Genomic DNA, 21,301 nt, shown 5'->3' on the forward strand with positions numbered 1-21,301 from the left:
GTGCGTCTCAGGTATCGCCGAGGCTGTCGGCCAGCTGTTCGCCCCAGGCCTGCAACTGGTCGAGCAGACCCAGCTTGTCCTGCGCCTGCGGATCGCCGCGCAGCTCGGCGATGCGGGCGAAGTAGTCGTCCAGGGTCAGTCCGGTCAGCGGCGTGTGCCGGGTCAGTCGGGCCTGGCGGAAGCGCTCCCAGCGGAGGCGCTCGTCGGCATCCAGCGTTTCCGGCCAGTTGCGTGCGCGGTAGCGAAACAGCAGTTCCGGGTAACGCGCGTCGCGAAAAGGAAACGGACGGCTGCCCAGTTCCTCCGGCGGCGTGGCGCGCACCTGGGCGAGCAGGCGCTTGTCCGCATCGGGCAGGAAGCCGCCGCCGTACAGCGCCAGCTCGGGATCTTCGGGTGGCGGCAGTTCGGCCGCGCGCTGGAACACCCGGCGCAGCTTTTCGGGCAGGCCGGCGGCGGCGTGCAGCATGTCGCGATGGGCCTGGCAGCGGGGAAGATCCAGTTGCAGCCGCGCCAGGTCCACGCCCTGCAGCACGGACAATGGCGCCAGCGCCGGCGCGTGGTTCGCGCGCACGGTGCGCAGCGGAATCCGCTCGACGCCCTCGGGCAGGTCGGCGCGCGGGGTGAAGATGCGGTCGGCGATCTCGTCCTCGTCCAGCGCCAGCCACGCGGCCGGATCGGTCGCCAGGTCGTACACGATCACCTCGCCGGCACGGCCGGGGTGGGCGGCCAGCGGCGCGACCACGGTGAGGCAGTGACGGCTGGCCGGATAGCGCGAGGACACGTGCACCAGCGGCGTCATGTTCACCACGTCGAGCAGTTCGAACACCTTCTGCTTGCGCCGCAGCGCGTAGTGCCAGTCCCACAGTCGCGGCTGGCGCACCCGGATCAGCCGGGCCAGGTCGATCAGCGCGTAGACGTCGGACAGCGCGTCATGGGCACGTTCCTGGTTCAGTCCGTTGGCGCGCGCCAGGTGCTCCAGTTTGAAGCTGGGCGAACCGTCCTCCCGCGTTGGCCACACGATGCCCTCGGGGCGCAGCGCCTGGCACATGCGCACCAGGTCGATCAGGTCCCAGCGCGAATTGCCGTTCTCCCACTCGCGGCCGTACGGCTCGTGGAAGTTGCGGTAGAGCATCTGGCGGGTGAACTCGTCGTCGAAACGCAGCGAGTTGTAGCCCACGCCACAGGTGCCCGGCCGGGCCAGTTCCTCATGCACGCGAGCCGCGAAGTCGGCCTCGTTGACGCCGTCCAGTTCGGCCTGTTGCGGCGTGATGCCGGTGATCATGCAGGCGTCGGGGTGCGGCGGCATCTCTCGTGGCGGCTTGCCATAGAACATCACCGGGTCGCCGATGATCTCCAGCGCCATGCTGGTGCGGATGCCGGCGAACTGCAGCGGCCGGTCCCGGCGCGGGTCGGCGCCGGAGGTTTCGTAGTCATGCCAGAAGAAGGTCTGCATCCGGCGATGATCGCATGGCGCCGTGCCTTGCCGGCATGGCGGGGTCGGCAAGGCTGATAAACTCCCCCGCACAAGGAGAACCCATGAGCCAAGCCCACGAAGAAAACCTGATCTGGATCGATCTGGAGATGACCGGCCTCGACACCGACAACGACTCGATTCTGGAGATCGCCACGGTGGTTACCGACAAGGAACTGAACGTGCTGGCCGACGGGCCGGTGTTCGCGATCCGCCACGAGATCGATCAGCTGGAATCGATGGACAGCTGGAATACCAACCAGCACCACAAGTCCGGCCTGTGGCGGCAGGTGCTGATCTCGGAAACCGACCATGCGATGGCCGAGCAGGCCACCGTGGAATTCCTGCGCGCCTGGGTGCCGCCGGGCAAGTCGCCGATGTGCGGCAACTCGATCTGCCAGGATCGCCGTTTCATGCACCGGCAGATGCCGCGGCTGGAGCGCTACTTCCATTACCGCAACCTGGACGTGTCCACGCTGAAGGAACTGGCGCGGCGCTGGGCGCCGGAGATCGCCAAGGGCGTGGGCAAGGAGTCGGCGCATACGGCGCTGTCCGACATCCGCGACTCCATCGCCGAACTGCGCCATTACCGCCGTTTCATGGGCGAGCTGGGCGGCAAGGTCGGTGCCTGAGTGGCGCACCGCTGGTTGCATCTGACGAGGCCATGAGCATGTCGAACGACTTGTTTGCCACGGTGCTGGACTGTGCCGGACGTCCGCTGCGGCTGGATCGCGCCCGGGTGGTCGGCATCCTCAACGTCACCCCCGATTCGTTCTCCGACGGCGGCCTGCATGACAGCGTGGAGGCTGCCGTGGCGCATGGCGTGCACATGGCGGAGGAGGGCGCCGACATGCTGGACGTCGGCGGCCAGTCGACCCGGCCGGGCGCAGCCGAGGTTTCGCTGGAAGAGGAACTGCAACGCGTGGTGCCGGTCGTCGAACAGCTGGTGGCGCGCACCTCGCTGCCGATCGCCGTCGACACCTCGCGGCCCGAGGTGATGCGTGCCGCGGTCGCCGCCGGCGCCGGCATGATCAACGACGTCTACGCGCTGCGCCGCGATGGCGCAATGGACGCGGTTGCCGAACTGGGCGTGCCGGTGTGCCTGATGCACATGCAGGGCGAGCCGCGCAGCATGCAGGACGAGCCGCATTACGACGACGTGGTCGGCGAGGTGCATCGCTTCCTCACCGACCGGCTGTTCGCCTGCGAGCTGGCCGGCATCGATCGCCGCAAGGTGCTGGTCGATCCCGGCTTCGGCTTCGGCAAGACGCTGGAGCACAACCTGGCCCTGCTGTCGGCGCTGGAACAGTTCGCCAGCCTGGGCAGTGGCGTCTACGCCGGCTTGTCGCGCAAGTCGATGATCGGCACGCTGACCGGTCGCAGCGTGCCGGGCGAGCGCCAGGCGGGCTCCGTGGCGGCCGCGCTGATCGCCGTTCAGCGCGGAGCACGCATGGTTCGCGTACATGACGTGGCGGCGACCGTGGACGCGCTGGCGGTATGGCGGGGCGTGCATGCGGTGGACGCCGTGCCCCGGCGCAGTGCGCCGCCGGCGGCGCCGCGCTGGCCCGACGACGATTGAATGACGCGCCGGCGAGCCGGCTGCGTTCCCGCAAGACACCCGAGATCCCCACAACGATGAATCAACGCAAATACTTCGGCACCGATGGCATTCGTGGCCTGGTCGGACAATGGCCGATCAGCGCCGACTTCATGCTGCAGCTGGGCCGCGCCGTCGGCAGCGTGCTGGCGCGTGAGCGGAAGGATCGTCCCAAGGTGCTGATCGGCAAGGACACCCGCATCTCGGGCTACATGTTCGAATCGGCGCTGGAAGCCGGACTGGTGGCGGCTGGTGCCGACGTGGGCCTGCTCGGCCCGATGCCGACGCCGGCGGTGGCCTACCTGACCCGCTCGATGCGTGCCCAGGCCGGCATCGTGATCAGCGCCTCGCACAACCCGCACCACGACAACGGCATCAAGTTCTTTTCGGCCAATGGCGAGAAGCTGTCCGACGAAGTCGAGCTGGCGATCGAGCAGGAAGTCGATGCGGCGTTCGTCACGGTGGCCTCCGAACGGCTCGGCAAGGCCCGCCGCATCGACGACGCGGTGTCCCGCTACGCCGAATACTGCAAGACCACGGTGGCGGAGGACTTCAGCCTGCACGGGCTGAAGCTGGTGCTCGACTGCGCCCATGGCGCGACCTACCAGGTGGCGCCCAAGGTGTTCGCCGAACTGGGCGCCGAGGTGATCGCCATCGGCGACAAGCCGGACGGCTTCAACATCAATCGTGATGTCGGTTCGACCCATCCGCAGGCCTTGCAGCAGGCGGTGCTGGCTCATGGCGCCGATCTCGGCATCGCCTTCGATGGCGACGGCGACCGGGTGCAGCTGGTCGACCGCCACGGCGCACTCGCCGATGGCGACGACATCCTCTACGTGCTGGCGCGCAGCTGGCACGCGCATGGTGCGCTGAACGGCCCGGTGGTCGGCACCCTGATGAGCAACTACGGCCTGCAGCTGGCGCTGGCAGAACTCGACGTGCCGCTGATTCGGGCCAACGTCGGCGATCGCTACGTGATGCAGCAGTTGCGCCAGCACGAAGGCGTGCTTGGCGGCGAGACCTCGGGCCACATCCTGTGCCTGGATCGGGCCACCACCGGCGACGGCATCGTCGCCGCGCTGGCCGTGCTGGAGGCGCTGGCGCGTTCGGGCGAGGACTTCGCCGTGGCGCGGCAGGGGCTGCAGAAAATGCCCCAGGTGATGCTGAACGTGCGCGCCGTGGGCGCCCGTCGTTCGCTCGCCAGCGACGAGGTCAAGCAGGCTCTGGCCGAAGTGGAGCGGGTGCTGCAGGGTCGCGGTCGCGTAGTGCTGCGCGCCTCGGGCACCGAGCCGCTGGTGCGGGTCACCGTGGAAGGCGCCGACGCAGCGGAAGTGCAACAGCTGGCAGAGAAGCTCGCGGCAACGGTAAAATCCGCAGCCGAACGCTCGTGAACCTGTAGCAGCACCGGGTCGCCATGGATTGGCCCGACGTGCCCCGCCCCTGCGGTGGCGGATCATCCGACCGCACGCCCAACCTGGTGACTACAGCCATGAAGAATGTTCCAACCCTCGACATCCGCCGTTACGACACGGAGCGCGATGCCTTCGTCGCCGAGCTCGGCGCGGCCTATCGCGAATTCGGTTTCTGCTGCATCAGCGGCCACGGCATTCCGCGCGAACTGATCGACGGCTCGTACGACGTGTTCCAGCGCTTCTTCGCGCTGCCCACCGAAACCAAGATGAAGTACCACCTCGCCGGCAGCGGCGGCGCGCGCGGCTACACGCCGTTCAAGGTGGAGACGGCCAAGGACAGCCAGTACGCCGACCTCAAGGAGTTCTGGCATGTCGGCCGCGAGATTCCGCGCGACTCGAAATTCGCCGACGTGATGCCGCCCAACGTGTGGCCCAGCGAAGTGCCGGACTTCAAGCAATACGGCTATGGCCTGTACGAGGCGCTGGACCAGCTGGGCACGCGCGTGCTGCGTGCGCTGGCCCTGCACATCGGCGAGGCGGAAAACTTCTTCGAGGACAAGACTGACGTCGGCAACTCGATCCTGCGGCCGATCCACTATCCACCGATCACCCAGGACAACATTCCCAACGTGCGCGCCGGTGCGCACGAGGACATCAACTTCATCACCCTGCTGGTCGGCGCCAGCGCCGAGGGCCTGGAAGTGCTGAGCCACGGCGAGTGGCTGCCGATCACCACCGAGGGCGACGCGATCGTGGTGAACATCGGCGACATGCTGCAGCGCCTGAGCAACCACGTGTATCCGTCGACCTCGCACCGGGTGGTCAACCCGCAGAACGAGAATGCGCGCAAGCCGCGCTACTCGGTGCCGTTCTTCCTGCACCCGAACCCGGACGTGGTGCTGGACCCGCTGGACTCCTGCATTACGCCGGACAACCCGCGCCGCTACGACACCTCCATCACCTCGCACGAATACCTGCTGCAGCGGCTGCGCGAAATCAAGCTGATCTGATCAGCTTGTTTCCTCCCGCGCGAACGCGGGCTCCCGGTTTCCTTCCCCCGCCCGCGGGGGAAGGTGGCCGCAGGCCGGATGGGGGTGCTGCTCCTCACGCCATCCAGAAGAACACTGCCGTCATCCGCTTGGCCGCCAGCTCCTGCCCCCAGTACGCACTCGCGCTGTGGATCAGGTTGGCCTTGTAGACCAGCAGCCGGTTGCAGCGGTGATCCACCCGAACGTCCTCGACAAAGGCGTTCGGCTGGACGAAGCGATTGCCCAGGGCCTCGGCCAGATTCCGATGCGGCGGCATCACGATGTTCCCGCCCAGCTGGCCCCCGGACATGCGCTGACGAAAGAAGCTCGTGCCGCAGTGTGCCGGTACGTCGGGATTCAGATAGAGCACCGCCGCGTAGCGGCACAGATTCGTCGAGTCGGTGTGCGGCTTGACCGAGCCCTCGACCGAGCCGACCACCTGCACGCAGTTGTGGTTGAGCCGCAGGCCGGCCTCGGTCTGCTCGACCCAGAGTTTCTTCGCTCCGGTCAGCTCGCATACCCGCTTGTCCAGCGCGGCCAGTTCGTCGTCCAGCAAGGCGGGAATCGCCCGCATTCCCGGCCATACCTCGCCGGTGTACGGATAGCCCATTTCCCAATCGGTCTTGGCCAGGCAGCGTGCGCGCACCTCGTCGGCATTCGGCAGCACGTCGTCGACCACCCAGTAATCGCGGCCTTCGACGGGCTTGCGGTAGGGCAACGGTCGCATCTGGGTGGGAAACAGTGACATGGTGAGAAGCCGGTGGCGAGCGTGGGTTCAACAATAAGGGACGGCGCGGAGCGTGCCTGCGTACCGGTCTACACCTGGGTATTCCGGTAACGCTTCGACTCCCGTGCCGAGAGCCACATGGCCAGTCGGTCCGGCATCAGCTGGACGACCCGCTTGATCGTCCGGTTGACCCGACCGGGGATGTACACGGCATCACCGCGCTCGACGGCGGCGATGCCCTGGCGCACCACTTCCCCCGCGGTGAGCCACATGAAGCCGGGCAGCTTGTTCATCTTGTCGCGAGTGCCGGTGACGTCGTGGAATTCGGACCAGGTGAAGCCGGGGCACAAGGCGCTGACGTGCACGCCGGCGGCCTGGTTCTCCAGGCAAAGCGATTGCGAGAACTTGATCAGATAGGCCTTGCTGGCCGCGTACAAGGTGTGTCCCGCCGGACCCGGAACATGGCCGGCCAGGGAGGCGACGTTGATGATGCGGCCGTGGCCGCGCTCGCGCATGCCGGGCAGCACCCGCCAGGCCAGTTCGGTGGGCGCGGTCATCAGCACCTGAAGAAAGTCGGCATGGGTCTTCCAGTCGTTGGCAACGAAGGTGCCCGGCACGCCGTAGCCGGCATTGTTGATCAGCCAGTCCACCTGCAGGCCGCGTTGTTCCAGCGCTTCGCACAACCGCTGCGGCGCCGATGGATCGGCAAGGTCGAAGGGCAGCACGGTGATGTCGACGGCGTGGGCTGCGCGCAGTTCGACGGCGAGGACTTCCATCCGTTCGGTGCGGCGGGCGGTGAGCACCAGGTCGTGCCCCAGGGCCGCGAGCTGGCGGGCGAACTCGGCGCCAATGCCGGAAGAAGCGCCGGTGATCAGGCTGAGCGGGCGACGGGTCATCGTGCGTGGTTCCTGCGGATGGATCTTCATTCTTGACTGCACGGGTCGGGCGACGCCAGTGGCAGGTGTGTTTGCCGTTCCTCCGACCCCTCGGTAAGCTTGCGGTTTGATCGCAGCAGAAGCAGACCATGCGCAAGAAATTCGTCGCCGGCAACTGGAAGATGCACGGCAGTCGCTCGATGGCCAAGGCTCTCGTGGCGGACATCGCCGCCGACATGCCGGGCGATATCGATGTCGCCGTGTTTCCGCCGTTCCCGTACGTGGCCGAGCTGGCCACGCAGCAGGCCGACTCCGGCTTGCGGGTGGGTGCGCAGGACGTCAGCGCACACGAGGGGCAGGGCGCGTATACCGGCGAAGTGTCGGCCGCGATGCTGGCCGACATCGGCGCGCGATGGGTACTGGTCGGCCATTCGGAACGTCGCCAGTACCACCATGAAAGCGACGAGCTGGTGGCGCAGAAATTTGCCGCGGCCCGTGCCGGCGGCCTGACCCCGATCCTCTGTGTGGGTGAAACACTGGAACAGCGCGAAGCAGGCGAGACCGAGGCGGTGATCGCACGCCAGCTGCATGCGGTGCTCGCGATCAATGGCGTGGCCAGTTTCGACACCGCGGTCATCGCCTATGAACCGGTCTGGGCGATCGGCACCGGCCGGACCGCGAGCCCGGAGCAGGCGCAGCAGGTGCACGCCTTCATCCGTAGCCAACTGGAAAAAGAAGATGTTATGATTGCCCGTCTGACCCGACTGCTTTACGGCGGCAGCGTCAAGGCGGCCAACGCCGCTGAATTGTTCGCGCAGGCGGACGTGGATGGGGGTCTGATCGGTGGGGCCTCCCTGACTGCATCCGACTTCCTTGGAATCTGCGCCGCGGCGCATCAGGCGTCACAGGCTCAATAGAAACCTTATGTTCGTCATTTTCAGCGTGTTCTACATTCTGATCGCAGCGGCGATGATCGTGCTGATCCTGCTGCAGAACGGAGCGGGCGCCGACGCCGGTTCCGGTTTCGGCGGCGGTGCCTCGGCCACGGTTTTCGGCGCGCGCGGTTCGTCCACGTTCCTGACCCGTGCCACGGGCGTGCTTGCAGGCCTGTTCTTCCTGCTCAGCCTGGCCATGGGCGTGTATCTGAATGACAACGGCGCACCCAAGGCCAAGGCACAGGATCTTGGCGTGATGTCGTCGCTGTCCGAGCAGCCGGCAGCCACCAACGCGGCCCCGGCCAAGCCTGCCGCGGGCTCGGAAGTTCCGGCAGCCGTACCTGCTTCAACCAGCAACGCCGTACCGGCAGCTCCGCCGGCGGCAACCCCCGCTCCGACCCAGGGTCAGGGCGAGGTGCCGGCAGCCACCGAGCCGCCGGTCAAGCACTAAGCAACACACCTGCCCAGGTGGCGGAACTGGTAGACGCACTACCTTGAGGTGGTAGCGACGCAAGTCGTAGGGGTTCGAGTCCCCTCTTGGGCACCAATTGAATGGTTTCGACAAACCTGTCGAAACGGCAAACGGAAAAGCCGCCCTTTGGGCGGCTTTTCCGTTTGCGTGCGCACTTCACCAGTCGATGGTGCAATTCGAAGAAGCTGCTGCGGCGTTTTGCGCACACTCATCGTGGGCGTCGGCTGACATCATCTGGCGCGTCGCCATGTCACATTCCTTTCCAGTCGGGCACGGCATTCGCTGGCCGGTCAGCGGCACGTTTTCGGGCCTCACTGGAAGGGGAGTGATTGTGATGGTGACGATCCTGCTGAAGCCATTGGCAAACGGGGGCTGGAGCATCTGCCGCCATCACATCACCTTGTTCAGCGATCTGCAGCTGGGCGCTGCGATCAAGCTTGCACGCGAAATGGCACGGGACGAGTTTCAGCGCCTTGGCCGGGAAATTCGCGTAGAGATGCCCGGACCGATCTCCACCCTCGTCCTGGCGAGTTACACCCATGGCGCGGCTACGCTCGCGCAGGGGACCACCGGTCAGGGCCGGGGCGTGCTGGCCGCCTGAGCCTGTTGACGGATTCGGACACGCCGACTGCAACGCGCGGAGGGGGAGCGCGCGGCTGGACTGGCCGGGCGCAAGGATCGCGCCGGCGGTTCATGGGCCATGAGGCCACTTGCATTGGCGTACCATGCAGCCTAATTTCAAGCAGCCCTACCAAGGAGGGAGTCAAGTGATCAATGTGGTCCTGGTGGACGATCACGAGCTGGTGCGCACCGGCTTTCGAATGATCCTGCAACAGCAGTCGGACATCCACGTTGCCGGCGAGGCGGGCACCGCCGAGGAAGGGCTGCGGCTGATCCGCACCCTGAGTCCGGACATCGCCCTGGTCGACGTGCACATGCCGGGCATGAGCGGGATCGAGCTCACCGAACGCGTGTGCCGGTCGAAACTGTCCACGCATATCGTGATCGTGACCGTCGTGGACGATGCGCGTTTTCCCAAGCGCCTGCTTGACGCCGGGGCGCTGGGCTACCTGACGAAGGGATGCAGTGCGGACGAACTGGTTTCGGCGGTACGCCAGGTTGCCGGCGGCAGACGCTATCTCGCCCCCGCCGTTGCCCAGCAACTGGCCCTGGCCACCCTTGATGGCAGCGCTTCGCCCTTCGATACGCTGTCCAGCCGCGAGCTGGAGGTGGCGATGATGCTGGTTCGGGGCAAGCCGCTGACGATGATCGGCGAGCAGCTCAATTTGAGTCCCAAGACCGTTTCCACCTACAAGCAGCGACTGATGGAAAAGCTCCACGTGGACCACGTGCTGAGCCTCGCCCATCTGATGACGGTGCATGGCTTGATCGATACGCCGAATCACCACGTAGGCAACTGAGGCCCCCGGCAACGGAAGCCCCGATGCGAGGAAAAAAAACCGGACTTTCGTCCGGTTTTTTTATTGCTGCAATCAGCCTTGCGCGTCGCTCTTGTCGTGCGGGACTGGCGCAGGTTCTTCCCTGTCTTCGATGGCCTTGTCCGTCACCGTGACGTGACGGGGAGGCATGCCCAGCAGGTCACCTTGCTTGGGCATCGGAAGGGGAGCGGACACAGCCTCGGTGGCGGTCGCCGGCCCGGTCTGCTCCGCCGCCACCGGTGATGCGGGCGTGCTGGATGCCGCCGCCGGCTTGGGGTTGGTCGAATCAGTGTTCGGGAAACCGGAGGCCACTGGCGCAGCCGACGTGGGCTTCTCGACCGGAGTCGCCGTCATCGTGGGGGCAGGAGCTGTCACCGCCGCAACCGCAACCTCGGCGGTGGTTTCCTCGGCAGGCTGTGCCGCCGGTGCGAGGATGGCGTCACTTGAAGCACCCGCGTGCGTGGACGGCTGGCTGACGGCTGGCGTCACCGCTGGTGCTTCAACAGCCACGAACCTTGCTTCGGGCGAAGCTTCGGTGTCAACGGTTCCCGTCAACGTCTTTTCCTGGTCAGGCTTGGCTGCCAGCGTGCTGGATGGGGCCGTTGCGGGCCTGGTTTCGGCCACTTCAACCTTGACGGCATGCTGATCGGTACCGCTGTTTGCCGGAGCCGGTTCGTCCTGGAGCGGAATCGGCGGCAGCGCGGGCAGGTTGAAGGCAGTTACTGCGCTGATCACAGCCGCAGGTGTCTCCAGCTTCGAATGGCCTTCTGTCACACCAGACACAGGGCTTTCATGGGTCGGGCGAGCCGGTGCCTTGGCCTGACCCGCGGCGCCAGTCCCGACGTTGGCGGCATCCGTGGACACGCGTTCGGCAACGCCTGCCTGAGTCGCGACGGGCGTGGGCGCCAGGGCGCTTTCTTCGCGGTCCTCGTCGTCCAGCGCCTCGGCCTGCTCGCTGCTGATATCGGTTCCATTGGCACCGGCTTCATCATGACGACGGCGACGACGGCCACCGCGCCGACCGCGCCGACGCCGCGACTGGGCACCTTCGGTATCCGCCGCGCCTTCTTCGGACGAGGGCACTGCTGCCTCGGCAACGGGCGTCACCAGCAACTCGGCTTCCTTGGCCACCTCGTCCATCGGGGCCGCAACAGGACGCTGGTTTTCCACGACGCGCGGCTGGCGCTCAACCTTCGGCTGCTGTTGCGGATTGGGCTTGCGCTCGGCACGGGGCGGAGCGTTCTCGGCCGGCCCCTTGGGCTGGCGTTCCGCCCTGACAGACTGGGTTTGGGCCTGCGGTGCCGGTCGTGACTGGGATTCGTTGTTGCGCTGGCGATTGCTGCGCGCCTGCTGCTGAGCTGCCGACTTCGGCGAGCCTTGCGGCGGTGTCGTTTCGCGTCGTGGCTGGCGGGCCGGCGTGGCATTGGCGCCGTTGCCGTTGCGGTTGCCGCGTTCGTCGCGACGACTGCGGTTGCCGCTCTCGTTGCCGCTGTCGCTGCGCGCCGGAGCAGGGGAGGTCGCCGCCGGCGCCTCCGGACCGCGGAACCAGCCCAGCAAACGGGCAATGACGCCGCCGGCGGGCGCACTGCGCGTTGCCGTGGGTTCTGCCGGGCCGCGACGGGGCGCGGTCGGCCGGCTGGGCGCCGGGGCGGCCGCGACTTCCTCGCGCACCGGGGCAGGGCTTGCCGGAAGCACGCCGCTGACTGCCGGCTGCTCACCGCTGCCAAGGGCCTGGCCCATCTTCGGCAATTCGGCGGTTTCCACCACGGTCAGCATTTCGTAACTGGGCTTGCTGTGCTCGCCCATGTCCGCTTCGCGGATGCGCTGGATCTCGATGTGCGGGGTCTGCAGCTTTTCGTCGGCGATGATCATCACGTGCACCTTGTGGCGCAGTTCGATCTCCACCACGCTGGCACGCTTCTCGTTGAGCAGGAAGTTGACCACGCTGGAAGGCGCCTGCACCAGCACCTGGCCGGTGTTGTCCTTCATCGCGTGTTCTTCGATCAGGCGCAGGGTCGACAGCGACAGCGATTCCACGCCGCGGATATGGCCGTGGCCTTCGCAACGCGGACACGTGATCTGGGTCGCTTCGCCGAGGCTGGGGCGCAGGCGCTGGCGTGACATCTCGAGCAGGCCGAAGCGGGAGATGCGGCCGATCTGCACGCGGGCACGGTCAAGCTTCAGCGCTTCCTTCAGGCGGTCTTCCACCTCGCGCTGGTGGCGCGGGCTGTCCATGTCGATGAAGTCGATCACGATCAGGCCGCCGGCGTCGCGGATGCGCGCCTGGCGGGCGATTTCCACCGCGGCCTCGCAGTTCGTGTTGAACGCGGTTTCCTCGATGTCGCTGCCCTTGGTCGCCTTCGACGAATTCACGTCGATCGCGGTCAGCGCCTCGGTCTGGTCGATCACGATCGAGCCGCCCGACGGCAGGCGCACCTGGCGGTCGAACGCGCTCTCGATCTGGGTTTCGATCTGGTAACGGGTGAACAGCGGGGTGTCGTCGCGGTAGAGCTTGAGCTTGCGCAGGGCGTTCGGCATCACCTGCTGCATGAAGTCGCGAGCGTCGTTGTAGAGCGACTCGTCGTCGATCAGGATCTCGCCGATGTCGCTGCGCAGGTAGTCGCGCAGGGCACGGATGAACAGCTTCGATTCCTGGTAGATCAGGAACGGCGCCTTCTGCTTGCCGGCCGCCTCGGAGATCGATTTCCACAGCTGCAACAGGTAATCGAGATCCCACTGCAGCTCTTCGGCATCGCGACCCAGGCCGGCGGTGCGCACGATCAGGCCGACATCGTCCGGCACGGTGACGTGGTCCAGCGCTTCCTTCAGGGCCTGCCGGTCTTCACCCTCGATCCGGCGGGACACGCCGCCGGCCTTCGGGTTGTTCGGCATCAGCACCATGTAGCGGCCGGCCAGGCTGATGAAGGTGGTCAGGGCGGCGCCCTTGTTGCCACGCTCTTCCTTTTCCACCTGCACGACGACTTCCTGACCTTCCTTGATCAGTTCGCGGATGTTCGCCTTGTGCGGGTCCAGGCCGTTGGTGAAGTATTCGCGGGAGATTTCCTTGAGCGGCAGGAAACCGTGGCGTTCGGCGCCATATTCAACGAAGCAGGCTTCCAGCGAAGCCTCGACACGGGTGATTCGACCCTTGTAAATATTGGACTTTTTCTGTTCCCGCGAAGGGATTTCGATGTCCAGGTCGTACAGGTTCTGGCCATCGACAATGGCCACGCGCAACTCTTCACGCTGAGTCGCGTTGATCAACATACGTTTCATGGTGGTAATCCTCGGCTTGGCCGCGCGTCGCGTGCCGCGGTGGCGCCACAGTGGCGGCCTGCCGGGGATCGCGCCGCTGCAGTTAAGCGGCAAAAAAAACGGCACCGTTTCCGGCGTCGGGATGATTCGGTCAGCTGCGCCTGCCGCCCCGATGCCGCAATGGCATCGGACAAACGACGGCCCAACCGTTACGATGAAAGGGAGTCGCGACCGGCCGCCAGAAGGCAACCGGGGCAATCCTCGCCGACGTTACGGGCGGGCACTCGACCCGATCCAGACTTCGATGGGCAGAATGTAGCGCCCGCCGAGTATCCTATTTCAGCAGGTTTTTTTCAATGCAGACGGCAACTTCCCATGACGCACCTCACGGTGTACGTCAAGTCGAGATCGGTCCCGAACGGGACGGTCAACGCATCGACAACGCGCTGGTGACCCTGCTCAAGGGCGTCCCCAAGAGCATGATCTATCGGCTTTTGCGTACGGGTCAGGTGCGCGTCAACGGCAAGCGGGCCAAGCCCGATACCCGTCTCGCAGAGGGTGATACGCTGCGCATCCCGCCGGTTCGAGTGGCCGAGAGGCCGGAAGGACATGCCCCCGCCGGAGGGCTGGTTGCCGCGGTCGCCGATGCGGTGATCTTCGAGGACAAGCATTTCCTGGTGATCGACAAGCCCTCGGGCGTGGCCAGTCACGGTGGCAGCGGGGTCAGCCACGGCGCCATCGAACTGCTTCGCGCGGCCAGGCCGCAGGAGCATCTGGAACTGGTTCATCGGCTGGATCGCGATACCAGCGGTGTGCTGGTCTTCGCCCGGACTCGCGCCGGGCTGACCGGTCTGCAGGCGGCGATCCGCGCCGGCGAAGTCACCAAGCAGTACCTGTGCCTGATGCTCGGCCATCCGTCCAAGGCAAAGTTCGACGTGAACGCGCCGCTGTTGAAGTCGGTGCTGCAGGGTGGTGAACGCATGGTGCGGGTGGCCGACAGCGGCAAACCGTCGCTGACGTTCTTCCGCGAGATGGAGCAGTACCCCAGCGCGCGCCTGATGCAGGCCACCCTGGGCACCGGCCGCACGCACCAGATCCGGGTGCATGCGGCACATGTCGGCCACCCGCTGGCCGGTGATCCGAAGTACGGCGACCGCGAAATGAACAAGCGCTACCGCGAGATGGGGCTGGAACGGCTGTTCCTGCACGCCTCGCACATGAGTTTCGACCTGGATGGACGGGCCTACAGCTTTTCCGCGCCGCTGCCCGATGACCTGAAAAACTTTCTCGACGTCCTTGCCGTCAAGGGCAAGCGGCTGGTCTATACCCGCGACAAGTCGCGCACCGACTACTGATCAGCGCGCCAGCAGCGCCTCGACCCGCGCGGCACAGATGAAATCGTTGAGGGACAGCCCGCCCACGTCATGGGTCGACCACAGGATCCGGCAATGGCCGTAGCCCGCCTCCAGATCCGGGTGATGGTCTTCATGGTTGGCCATGTAGCCGACCGCGTTGATGAAACCCAGGGTGTGGTGAAAATCCTTGAACGTGAAGTCCTTCACGATGGCCCGGCCGTCGTCGGCCAGGCTCCAGCCGGGCAGTTGTAGCAGCAGGTCGGCGATCTCGGGCGCCTGCAGTGCGTGTTCCTTGCCCTTGCGGGGCTGGCAATGTCTGGTCGAGAGCTCGTTGGCGTTCATGCAGTCTCCATCGGTGTTCGGAATAGCGGAGGCGAAGCGTCGAAGTTGTGCGCGCAAAAGTCAAAGCGCGCATGAAACCTGAAACAGGACTAAAATGGTGCTGTTTCGTCGGCACCGTTTGGCCGGCATCGACATGGGCGGTTCTGGAGCAGGCATGATTGATATTTCCGAGCGTGCGCAGCAGCACTTTCTGCGCCTTCTCTCACAACAGGGCATCGAAGGGCTGGGCATCCGCCTGCGGGTGACTTCGCCGGGTACGCCCGCGGCAAACTGCGAGCTGGAGTTCTGCGAGCCCATCGACCTGGCGGGTGGGGAATGGACGATCGAGTGCGCCGGTTTCGATTTTCATGTGGATGGCGAAAGCGCCAGCTGGCTTGATGGCGCCAGCATCGACTTCGAGCCGAATGCGACTGGTGGCCAGCTCAATATCCGGGCACCGAAGATCAAGGGTGACATCCCAGGCGCGGAGGCGGGACTGATCGAGCGTGTGCGCTACGTGCTGGAGGCCGAGATCAATCCCAAGCTCGCGTCGCACGGTGGCCGGGTCAGCCTGCTGGAGATCGACGCCAATGGCGTGGTGCTGCTCCAGTTCGGTGGTGGCTGCCATGGCTGCGGGATGGTCGACGTGACCCTGAAGCAGGGGGTCGAAAAGACCCTGCGCGAGCGGGTGCCGGAAATCACCGCGGTACGTGACGCTACCGATCACGCCGGCGGCGAGAAGCCCTATTACAGCAAGGCCGAGGGCAAATCCGCGATTGCCTGAACCGGTCGGTGTGTCATGACGGAAAAGGCCCGCTTGCGCGGGCCTTTTTCGGACTGGAGAGGGAATCGACTTACTTGTCGCCGCCGATGTGGCCCTGCAGGGTGTCGAGCTTGCTCGGCAGTCCCGAAAAATACGCGGACACGTCTTCGATGTCCTGGTCGGAAAGCGTGGCAACCATGCCCTTCATGATCGGGTTGTCGCGATCGCCATTCTTGTATTCGTGCAGCACGCGCTGGAGATACAGGTTGTACTGTCCTGCCAGGCGAGGGTACTGGGGGTCGATCGAGTTGCCATCGGTACCGTGGCAGGCGAAGCAGGTTGCAGCCTTCTGCTTTCCGTTCTCGGCATTGCCATTGGCCAGCAACTGGGTGGACGCGAACGCCAGCACGGCGCCGACGGAAAGCAGGGTAAGCACACGGTTCATGCGTGAAATCCTTGGCGACTACTTGGCGAGACTGGAAAGATAGGCGGCGATGTTCCGGATGTCCGCATCGGACAGGCTCTGGGCCTGCGCATCCATGGTGGGATGCTTGCGGTCGCCAGCCTTGTAACCATTCAGCGCGTTGACGATGTACTGCTCGTTCTGGCCGGCGATCTTCGGCACCGGATACTGCGGATAGGCATTGGTGTAACCGGGCACGCCATGGCAGCCGGCGCAGGTATAAACCAGCTTGCGGCCGGCGGCCTTGTCGCCTTCGGCGTGGGCGCTCGCGGTGGCGAACAGGGCAGAGGCCACAACCAGGCCCAGCAAATGCAATCGAGTCATCGAGGTCTTTCCCACGAGTGCGACGGATACGGGATCTTGCAAGCCACCAAGTATAGACGTTGCGTTAACGACCTAACAACACTCCGCTTGACGATGGTCAAGGATTGCACGGCTCGCATGCGGTACATCGGCCGGGCATTGGTGTTGCGTGCCCCGTCCCCATATACTTGGCGTGTCAGATCGTTTTCCCCGGGGGTGTCCTGGCTTCGACGGGGGTAGTGAGATGACTTGGTGCATGCCGAGGGGGCAGCTTTCCTCGTTAATCCAGCAGCAAACTCATAGTTGCCAACGACGACAACTACGCTCTCGCCGCTTAAGGCGTAAGCCCCGAACCCACTTGTGCTCATGCTCGTCGGTGTAGGGTCATTATCATGAGATCGCCGAACGCTGCCGCCTGGCGGTTCTAGGCTAAATCAATCAGGCTGGTTCCGCGGTGCGTTTTGCCCACCGTACTTGTCGCGGAACGAGATCGAACGGCGAGCTAAGCATGTAGATCCGGGCATTTAACGCCTTCGGACGCGGGTTCGACTCCCGCCACCTCCACCAACAAGAAAACCCCCGAGCGATCGGGGGTTTTTTCTTTGGTGCCTTGCCGAAGTTTCAGGCTGCGCGGTTGTGCGATCGCATAGTGCGCTGCTTTTCGATTTGCCAGTCGCGCTGCTTCTCGGTATCGCGCTTGTCGTGTTCCTGCTTGCCGCGGGCCAGGCCGATCTCGACCTTCACCTTGTTGCCTTTCCAGTACATCGCAGTCGGCACCAGGGTGTAGCCCTTGCGTTCGACGGCGCCGACCAGTTGATCGATCTCCTTGCGATGAAGGAGCAATTTGCGCGTGCGCCGGTCCTCGGCGATGACATGGGTGGAGGCACTGATCAGCGGGGGGATCGAGGTGCCGACCAGGAATATCTCGTTCTTCAGCACCACCGCATAGCTGTCGCCGAAATTGATGCGGCCCGCACGCAGTGCCTTCAGTTCCCAGCCCTGCAATGCGACGCCAGCTTCGAAGCGCTGATCGATGTGGTACTCGAAGCGGGCGCGCTTGTTCAGCGCGATGGTCCCGCCGCCCTTGTTGTCCTTGTCCTTGCTCTTGGCCATGTCCGCTAAACTTCGGGCCTCTGGGCGGCCGCATTGCCCGTCGTTCCCATCGGAGCGACGCTTTGTTGAGATTGCGTCCAGGCAGGACGCTCACTTGATCTTTCGCATTCACGGATGAATGCACAAGCCGAAGAGGTTGTCGTGATCGAAATCCGCCGCAGCGCGCTGGTGAAATATTCGCCAGCGCAGATGTTCGACCTGGTCAATGAAGTCGAAGCATACCCAAAGCGCTTCTCCTGGTGTGCCGGTGCAGAAATTCTGGAGCGCTCGGAGCATGTGCTGGTGGCGCGACTCGATCTCAAGTTCGCGGGGTTCCAGCAGAGCTTCACCACGCGAAACACGGTCGACCCGCCACGGCGTCTGCAGATGGATCTGGTAAATGGGCCGTTTCGCAGCCTCGAAGGCGTATGGGACTTCATCGCGCTGGGCGAGGCGGGATGCAAGGTCGCATTTGCGCTGGATTTCGATTACGCCGGCCGGCTCGGCGGCAGTGCCCTGAAGCTCGGTTTCCAGGGGCTGGCCGGGCGCATGGTGGATGACTTTTGTCGGGAGGCAGGGCGCGTTTATGGGTGAGGCCACGATCCGGGTCGAAGTCATTTGCGCGGGGCCGGAGCGTGCCCTGCGGCGCCGGATCGATCTTGCCCAAGGTGCCACGGTGGCTCAGGCCATTGCCGCTTCGGGGATGGCCGAGGCACTCCCCGGGGGCACGATCAGTTCCGAACGCCTCGGCCTGTTTTCCCGCAAGGTGGCGCCGGATCACGTACTGCGTGACGGCGACAGGGTCGAAATATATCGCCCCTTGCTGCTCGATCCGATGGAGGCACGTCGGCGACGCGCCCGTTGAGCCATGTGCAGCCAGGCCGTCGGCTGATCAGTGGCCGTCGTTGCTGCCCTGTCCGAAACCGCCGTTGTCCTTCTTGTCATCCGGCGAGGTGTTCTTGTCACCTTGGGTTTCGTTGGCCGGATAGCCGGCGTTGTATTTCTTGCTGTCCTTGACCAGTTGCTGGGCGTCCTGCGCAAAGAAGTCGCCTTCGGTGCGCACCAGGGTGTCGTTGTTGAAGGTCAGCGTGAACGTGCGCACCTTCATCGGGGCGCCACGACGCGAAAACGTCGAAACGTAGTCCCACCGGCTCTGGTCGAACGGGCTGTTTACCGACGGTGTTCCCATCAACACCAGCACCTGATGCTTGGTCATTCCCGGCTTGAGCTGATCCACCGTTTTCTTGTCCAGCAGATTGCCTTGCTGCACGTCGGGCTTGTAGACGATGTGGCAGCCGGCGACAGAGAGCGCCAGCATGGTGAAAACCAGCAGGGTAATCAGCTTTTGCATGCGTGTTGCGTCCGGATCGTGAAGGTGTCGGATGATACACTACCGGCTCGAAAAGGCCGTGTGCGAGGGTGGGGCATGGAACAGGAAACCAGAGAGCTGCGCAGGGTGGGCCTCAAGGTCACGCATCCGCGCATGCGCATCCTGCAGATTTTCGACGAAGAAGGCGTGCAGCATCTCAGTGCCGAGGACGTCTACAAGAAACTGCTTGCCCACCAGGAAGACATCGGACTGGCCACCGTTTACCGGGTGCTGACCCAGTTCGAGGCGGCCGGCATCATCGTCAAGCACAATTTTGAAGGTGGCCAGGCGGTCTACGAACTTGACCGCGGCAAGCACCACGATCACATGATTGATGTGGACAGCGGAAAGGTCATCGAGTTCGTCAGCGAGGAGATCGAACGTCTCCAGCATGAAATTGCGGCCAAGCACGGCTACGTGATCGAGGATCACAACCTGGTCCTCTATGTAAGGCCCAAGCACCGTCCCCGCAAAGGCTGAGCAGTTGCCACGGCGCCCACCGCCGGCGCCATTCCCCCGAAAAGGCAACATTCCCCCGAAAGGGCAAACGGCAGGCATAAAAAAGCCGCGAGGAGGACTCCTGTCCGCCCGCGGCTGCTCCTCTACCTGTCGATCGGCAAGCGAATGGCTCGCTGTTGCCTCATGACTCTCGCCAGGTAGCGGCGAAACGGCATCCTGCCGTTTTTTCAGAGCCGCCGTCCCCACGGCTGCCCTGATCCGTCATCTTGCGATGACGGCTCCCCCACATCGATGGATTGATCGTAACGAGAGCTTCACTTTTGCGGTATCAGAAAAATTCCTAGGTCACTCGCTGCTCTTCCATCGCGCCTGTGCTGCTTCGCAGCAAGATGCGAAGGTGGACTCCGGTCGCGGCAGGACGCAGCCGGAACTGTCCACCCAGCGACGTGACGCGGTCACGCATGCCTTGCAATCCACGACCGCCACGCGGCAGTCGGCTGGGCAGGCCCGCGCCATCGTCACGGACGTCCAGCAGGGCCACGGCGATGCCCTGGCGTTCGCCGATGCGCAGGCGCAGCCGGAATTCGCTGGCCCTGGCGTGCTTGACGGCATTGGTGGCGCTCTCCTGCACCAGCCGGTAAATGGCGGTGCGGGTATCGTCGTCCAGCAGGCGCGGGTCGCCATGCAACTGGGTGTGATACGTCATCCCGGCGGCATTCAGCAGATCGCGAATCGGTCCCTCGTCGAGCGCGCGCAGCAACCCGAACTCGTCCAGCACGGCCGGGCGCAGGTCGTCGAGCAGCCGATGCAGGGCTCGCCGCATGTGCGCGAGGATGGTGTTGATCGAGGTACTGATGTCCTCCATCCCGGCCTGGTGCAGGCGTGCCTGGGCCAGCTTCACGTGGGTCTGGATCGCGGTGATGTTCTGGCCGAGCTCGTCGTGCAGTTCGGCGGCCAGATGGCGGCGCTGGTTTTCGTCGGCCTGCAGGTTGCCGCGCGCGGCGTCCCGCAATTGGTGGGCCAGCTGGTCGAGGCGGCGGTTGACGGCGCCAAGGTAGACGTTCTGCTCGGCCACCCGTGCGCTGCTGCGGCGCAGGGCGTCCGTGGCCGAACCGAGCATCAGTGCGCCGGTGCCTGCCACGGCCAGGAACAGGTAGGCCGCGGCCGTCGTGGGCGCGTGGCCCAGGTGCTGATCCACCAGGGTCATGCCCAGGCTGGTGGTCAGCATGGCCAGGCTGGCCCCTCGCCAGCCGTGACGGAAAGCGAAGAACAGTACCGGCGCCAGCGAAAGTACCCGGGCGAACTGTGGTTGCGGCGCGGCCTGTTCCGACAGCACCAGCAGGATGGTCATCGACGGCAGCATGACCAGCAGGCCATCCATGACCAGGCTGGCCAGGGCGCGCTGCTCGATTCGCGTGCGCAGGACCATGATCATCAACGGCACGATCAGGAGGATGCCCAGATACTGGCTGAGCAACTCCTCGCCAAGCATGCGGGCCAGCAATTCGGGGGAGCTCGGGGTGCTGACCATCGCCAGCAGCGCGGCGTCGACGGCGGTCGTCGCGGAAACCACCAGAACCACCGACAGCATCAGTCGGGTCACTTCCTGCGGGCTTTGCAGGCTGGCATGCAGGTTGAACCGGCGCAGCAGCCACAGGCCGCCGGCCATCACCAGCGGCTCCGGCAACTCGCCGATGGCCAAACCCAGCCAACCCAGCGGCATGCCATGGGCGAGTGCGATACCGGTGGTCGCGGCCAGCTCGGCGCCCAGCAGCCAGCCCCAATAGCGCACCGGGGTCAGCAGCAGGGTGCCGAAACGCAGGCCGTAAGGCAGCATCCAGTAGGGTTGGACGGTCGACCACAGCAGCAGCCAGAGCAGCAGATAGCCCGCGGCGATGATGGGCCCGGAGTCGGGCAGGTGCAGGAGTTTCGATCGCATGGACGAATGTTACATGCGCGCCCGTT

At 65.0% G+C, this 21,301-nt stretch carries 23 protein-coding genes, 1 tRNA gene and 1 other RNA gene; 15 read left to right on the plus strand and 10 right to left on the minus strand.

The window, feature by feature from the left end; all coding sequences use genetic code 11:
• Nucleotides 1-7: 7 nt before the first annotated feature.
• A complete protein-coding gene (gene sbcB / locus I6J77_RS08310; protein WP_204111264.1) occupies nt 8-1,453 on the minus strand; it encodes an exodeoxyribonuclease I in 1,446 nt (481 codons plus the stop codon).
• 83 nt (nt 1,454-1,536) lie between these two features.
• Here sbcB and orn point away from each other — a divergent pair, with 83 nt between their 5' ends.
• From orn to I6J77_RS08330, 4 genes are all read left to right on the plus strand, one after another.
• Nucleotides 1,537-2,103, plus strand: coding sequence for an oligoribonuclease (gene orn, locus I6J77_RS08315; protein WP_056719097.1), 567 nt, complete (start codon nt 1,537-1,539; stop codon nt 2,101-2,103).
• Between the two features lie 32 nt (nt 2,104-2,135).
• Nucleotides 2,136-3,050, plus strand: coding sequence for a dihydropteroate synthase (gene folP / locus I6J77_RS08320; protein ID WP_204111265.1), 915 nt, complete (start codon nt 2,136-2,138; stop codon nt 3,048-3,050).
• A gap of 56 nt (nt 3,051-3,106) precedes the next feature.
• Nucleotides 3,107-4,459 carry a phosphoglucosamine mutase gene (glmM, locus tag I6J77_RS08325; RefSeq protein WP_204111266.1) on the plus strand — a complete coding sequence of 451 codons (1,353 nt, stop codon included), beginning with the start codon at nt 3,107-3,109 and terminating at the stop codon, nt 4,457-4,459.
• A gap of 98 nt (nt 4,460-4,557) precedes the next feature.
• A complete protein-coding gene (locus tag I6J77_RS08330; protein ID WP_056719103.1) occupies nt 4,558-5,490 on the plus strand; it encodes an isopenicillin N synthase family oxygenase in 933 nt (310 codons plus the stop codon).
• Nucleotides 5,491-5,584: 94 nt separating this feature from the next.
• On the opposite strand, the gene I6J77_RS08335 is transcribed toward I6J77_RS08330, so the two are convergent.
• Both I6J77_RS08335 and I6J77_RS08340 read right to left on the minus strand, forming a co-directional pair.
• Nucleotides 5,585-6,256, minus strand: coding sequence for a DUF6445 family protein (locus tag I6J77_RS08335; RefSeq protein WP_204111267.1), 672 nt, complete (start codon nt 6,254-6,256; stop codon nt 5,585-5,587).
• Nucleotides 6,257-6,324: 68 nt separating this feature from the next.
• Entirely contained in the window at nt 6,325-7,131 is an 807-nt protein-coding gene (locus I6J77_RS08340; RefSeq protein WP_204111268.1) for an SDR family oxidoreductase, read from the minus strand.
• A 128-nt stretch (nt 7,132-7,259) separates the two neighbouring features.
• Between I6J77_RS08340 and tpiA the strand changes: the two genes are divergently transcribed.
• The 5 genes from tpiA (at nt 7,260) to I6J77_RS08365 (ending at nt 9,938) form a co-directional block, all read left to right on the plus strand.
• Entirely contained in the window at nt 7,260-8,027 is a 768-nt protein-coding gene (gene tpiA / locus I6J77_RS08345; protein ID WP_204111269.1) for a triose-phosphate isomerase, read from the plus strand.
• 7 nt (nt 8,028-8,034) lie between these two features.
• On the plus strand, nt 8,035-8,496 hold the full coding sequence (gene secG, locus I6J77_RS08350) for a preprotein translocase subunit SecG (RefSeq protein ID WP_056765143.1): 462 nt from the start codon (nt 8,035-8,037) through the stop codon (nt 8,494-8,496).
• An 11-nt stretch (nt 8,497-8,507) separates the two neighbouring features.
• Nucleotides 8,508-8,592, plus strand: a tRNA-Leu gene (locus I6J77_RS08355).
• Nucleotide 8,593: 1 nt separating this feature from the next.
• Entirely contained in the window at nt 8,594-9,118 is a 525-nt protein-coding gene (locus tag I6J77_RS17780; protein WP_239309235.1) for a hypothetical protein, read from the plus strand.
• A 166-nt stretch (nt 9,119-9,284) separates the two neighbouring features.
• Nucleotides 9,285-9,938 carry a response regulator gene (locus I6J77_RS08365; RefSeq protein ID WP_056718622.1) on the plus strand — a complete coding sequence of 218 codons (654 nt, stop codon included), beginning with the start codon at nt 9,285-9,287 and terminating at the stop codon, nt 9,936-9,938.
• 72 nt (nt 9,939-10,010) lie between these two features.
• On the opposite strand, the gene I6J77_RS08370 is transcribed toward I6J77_RS08365, so the two are convergent.
• The gene (locus I6J77_RS08370) at nt 10,011-13,232 is read right to left on the minus strand and encodes an Rne/Rng family ribonuclease (RefSeq protein ID WP_204111270.1); all 3,222 of its coding nucleotides are present in this window, start codon (nt 13,230-13,232) and stop codon (nt 10,011-10,013) included.
• A 428-nt stretch (nt 13,233-13,660) separates the two neighbouring features.
• Between I6J77_RS08370 and I6J77_RS08375 the strand changes: the two genes are divergently transcribed.
• Complete coding sequence (locus tag I6J77_RS08375) at nt 13,661-14,566, plus strand: RluA family pseudouridine synthase (protein ID WP_056718620.1); 906 nt, start codon at nt 13,661-13,663, stop codon at nt 14,564-14,566.
• On the opposite strand, the gene I6J77_RS08380 is transcribed toward I6J77_RS08375, so the two are convergent.
• A complete protein-coding gene (locus tag I6J77_RS08380) occupies nt 14,567-14,908 on the minus strand; it encodes a 4a-hydroxytetrahydrobiopterin dehydratase (RefSeq protein ID WP_204111271.1) in 342 nt (113 codons plus the stop codon).
• A gap of 154 nt (nt 14,909-15,062) precedes the next feature.
• Between I6J77_RS08380 and I6J77_RS08385 the strand changes: the two genes are divergently transcribed.
• On the plus strand, nt 15,063-15,671 hold the full coding sequence (locus I6J77_RS08385; RefSeq protein ID WP_040672788.1) for an NfuA family Fe-S biogenesis protein: 609 nt from the start codon (nt 15,063-15,065) through the stop codon (nt 15,669-15,671).
• 70 nt (nt 15,672-15,741) lie between these two features.
• Here I6J77_RS08385 and I6J77_RS08390 read toward each other — a convergent pair whose 3' ends face one another.
• Both I6J77_RS08390 and I6J77_RS08395 read right to left on the minus strand, forming a co-directional pair.
• A complete protein-coding gene (locus I6J77_RS08390; protein WP_056718618.1) occupies nt 15,742-16,095 on the minus strand; it encodes a cytochrome c in 354 nt (117 codons plus the stop codon).
• Between the two features lie 18 nt (nt 16,096-16,113).
• On the minus strand, nt 16,114-16,437 hold the full coding sequence (locus tag I6J77_RS08395) for a cytochrome c (RefSeq protein ID WP_056718617.1): 324 nt from the start codon (nt 16,435-16,437) through the stop codon (nt 16,114-16,116).
• A gap of 191 nt (nt 16,438-16,628) precedes the next feature.
• Between I6J77_RS08395 and ssrA the strand changes: the two genes are divergently transcribed.
• Nucleotides 16,629-16,983, plus strand: a transfer-messenger RNA (tmRNA) gene (gene ssrA, locus I6J77_RS08400).
• A gap of 54 nt (nt 16,984-17,037) precedes the next feature.
• Here the strand turns inward: ssrA and smpB are convergent.
• Complete coding sequence (gene smpB, locus I6J77_RS08405) at nt 17,038-17,529, minus strand: SsrA-binding protein SmpB (RefSeq protein ID WP_056718616.1); 492 nt, start codon at nt 17,527-17,529, stop codon at nt 17,038-17,040.
• Nucleotides 17,530-17,670: 141 nt separating this feature from the next.
• Here smpB and I6J77_RS08410 point away from each other — a divergent pair, with 141 nt between their 5' ends.
• Together I6J77_RS08410 and I6J77_RS08415 are read left to right on the plus strand one after the other, a co-directional pair.
• On the plus strand, nt 17,671-18,102 hold the full coding sequence (locus tag I6J77_RS08410) for a type II toxin-antitoxin system RatA family toxin (RefSeq protein WP_204111437.1): 432 nt from the start codon (nt 17,671-17,673) through the stop codon (nt 18,100-18,102).
• Nucleotides 18,095-18,373, plus strand: coding sequence for an RnfH family protein (locus tag I6J77_RS08415; RefSeq protein ID WP_204111272.1), 279 nt, complete (start codon nt 18,095-18,097; stop codon nt 18,371-18,373). Before I6J77_RS08410 ends, I6J77_RS08415 begins: the two co-directional genes overlap by 8 nt.
• 27 nt (nt 18,374-18,400) lie before the next feature.
• On the opposite strand, the gene I6J77_RS08420 is transcribed toward I6J77_RS08415, so the two are convergent.
• The gene (locus tag I6J77_RS08420; RefSeq protein WP_204111273.1) at nt 18,401-18,859 is read right to left on the minus strand and encodes an outer membrane protein assembly factor BamE; all 459 of its coding nucleotides are present in this window, start codon (nt 18,857-18,859) and stop codon (nt 18,401-18,403) included.
• A 75-nt stretch (nt 18,860-18,934) separates the two neighbouring features.
• On the opposite strand from I6J77_RS08420, the gene fur reads away from it, so the two are divergent.
• Nucleotides 18,935-19,357 (plus strand): ferric iron uptake transcriptional regulator, encoded by a 423-nt coding sequence (fur, locus tag I6J77_RS08425; protein ID WP_056718613.1) that lies wholly within the window; start codon nt 18,935-18,937, stop codon nt 19,355-19,357.
• Nucleotides 19,358-19,676: 319 nt separating this feature from the next.
• Here fur and I6J77_RS08430 read toward each other — a convergent pair whose 3' ends face one another.
• Entirely contained in the window at nt 19,677-21,275 is a 1,599-nt protein-coding gene (locus tag I6J77_RS08430; RefSeq protein ID WP_204111274.1) for an MASE1 domain-containing protein, read from the minus strand.
• Between the last annotated feature and the right edge of the window lie 26 nt (nt 21,276-21,301).

Origin of the sequence: Rhodanobacter sp. FDAARGOS 1247 (genome assembly GCF_016889805.1) — a bacterium.
Classification (GTDB): Bacteria; Pseudomonadota; Gammaproteobacteria; order Xanthomonadales; family Rhodanobacteraceae; genus Rhodanobacter.

Coding starts and splice junctions, on each gene's coding strand:
- I6J77_RS08395 (WP_056718617.1), bottom strand. CDS start 16,437: ATGACTCGATTGCATTTGCTGGGCCTGGTTGTGGCCTCTGCCCTGTTC.
- I6J77_RS08390 (WP_056718618.1), bottom strand. CDS start 16,095: ATGAACCGTGTGCTTACCCTGCTTTCCGTCGGCGCCGTGCTGGCGTTC.
- sbcB (WP_204111264.1), bottom strand. CDS start 1,453: ATGCAGACCTTCTTCTGGCATGACTACGAAACCTCCGGCGCCGACCCG.
- folP (WP_204111265.1), top strand. CDS start 2,136: ATGAGCATGTCGAACGACTTGTTTGCCACGGTGCTGGACTGTGCCGGA.
- I6J77_RS08340 (WP_204111268.1), bottom strand. CDS start 7,131: ATGACCCGTCGCCCGCTCAGCCTGATCACCGGCGCTTCTTCCGGCATT.
- tpiA (WP_204111269.1), top strand. CDS start 7,260: ATGCGCAAGAAATTCGTCGCCGGCAACTGGAAGATGCACGGCAGTCGC.
- secG (WP_056765143.1), top strand. CDS start 8,035: ATGTTCGTCATTTTCAGCGTGTTCTACATTCTGATCGCAGCGGCGATG.
- I6J77_RS08415 (WP_204111272.1), top strand. CDS start 18,095: ATGGGTGAGGCCACGATCCGGGTCGAAGTCATTTGCGCGGGGCCGGAG.
- I6J77_RS08330 (WP_056719103.1), top strand. CDS start 4,558: ATGAAGAATGTTCCAACCCTCGACATCCGCCGTTACGACACGGAGCGC.
- glmM (WP_204111266.1), top strand. CDS start 3,107: ATGAATCAACGCAAATACTTCGGCACCGATGGCATTCGTGGCCTGGTC.
- I6J77_RS08385 (WP_040672788.1), top strand. CDS start 15,063: ATGATTGATATTTCCGAGCGTGCGCAGCAGCACTTTCTGCGCCTTCTC.
- fur (WP_056718613.1), top strand. CDS start 18,935: ATGGAACAGGAAACCAGAGAGCTGCGCAGGGTGGGCCTCAAGGTCACG.
- I6J77_RS08380 (WP_204111271.1), bottom strand. CDS start 14,908: ATGAACGCCAACGAGCTCTCGACCAGACATTGCCAGCCCCGCAAGGGC.
- I6J77_RS08430 (WP_204111274.1), bottom strand. CDS start 21,275: ATGCGATCGAAACTCCTGCACCTGCCCGACTCCGGGCCCATCATCGCC.
- I6J77_RS08370 (WP_204111270.1), bottom strand. CDS start 13,232: ATGAAACGTATGTTGATCAACGCGACTCAGCGTGAAGAGTTGCGCGTG.
- I6J77_RS08335 (WP_204111267.1), bottom strand. CDS start 6,256: ATGTCACTGTTTCCCACCCAGATGCGACCGTTGCCCTACCGCAAGCCC.
- smpB (WP_056718616.1), bottom strand. CDS start 17,529: ATGGCCAAGAGCAAGGACAAGGACAACAAGGGCGGCGGGACCATCGCG.
- I6J77_RS08420 (WP_204111273.1), bottom strand. CDS start 18,859: ATGCAAAAGCTGATTACCCTGCTGGTTTTCACCATGCTGGCGCTCTCT.
- orn (WP_056719097.1), top strand. CDS start 1,537: ATGAGCCAAGCCCACGAAGAAAACCTGATCTGGATCGATCTGGAGATG.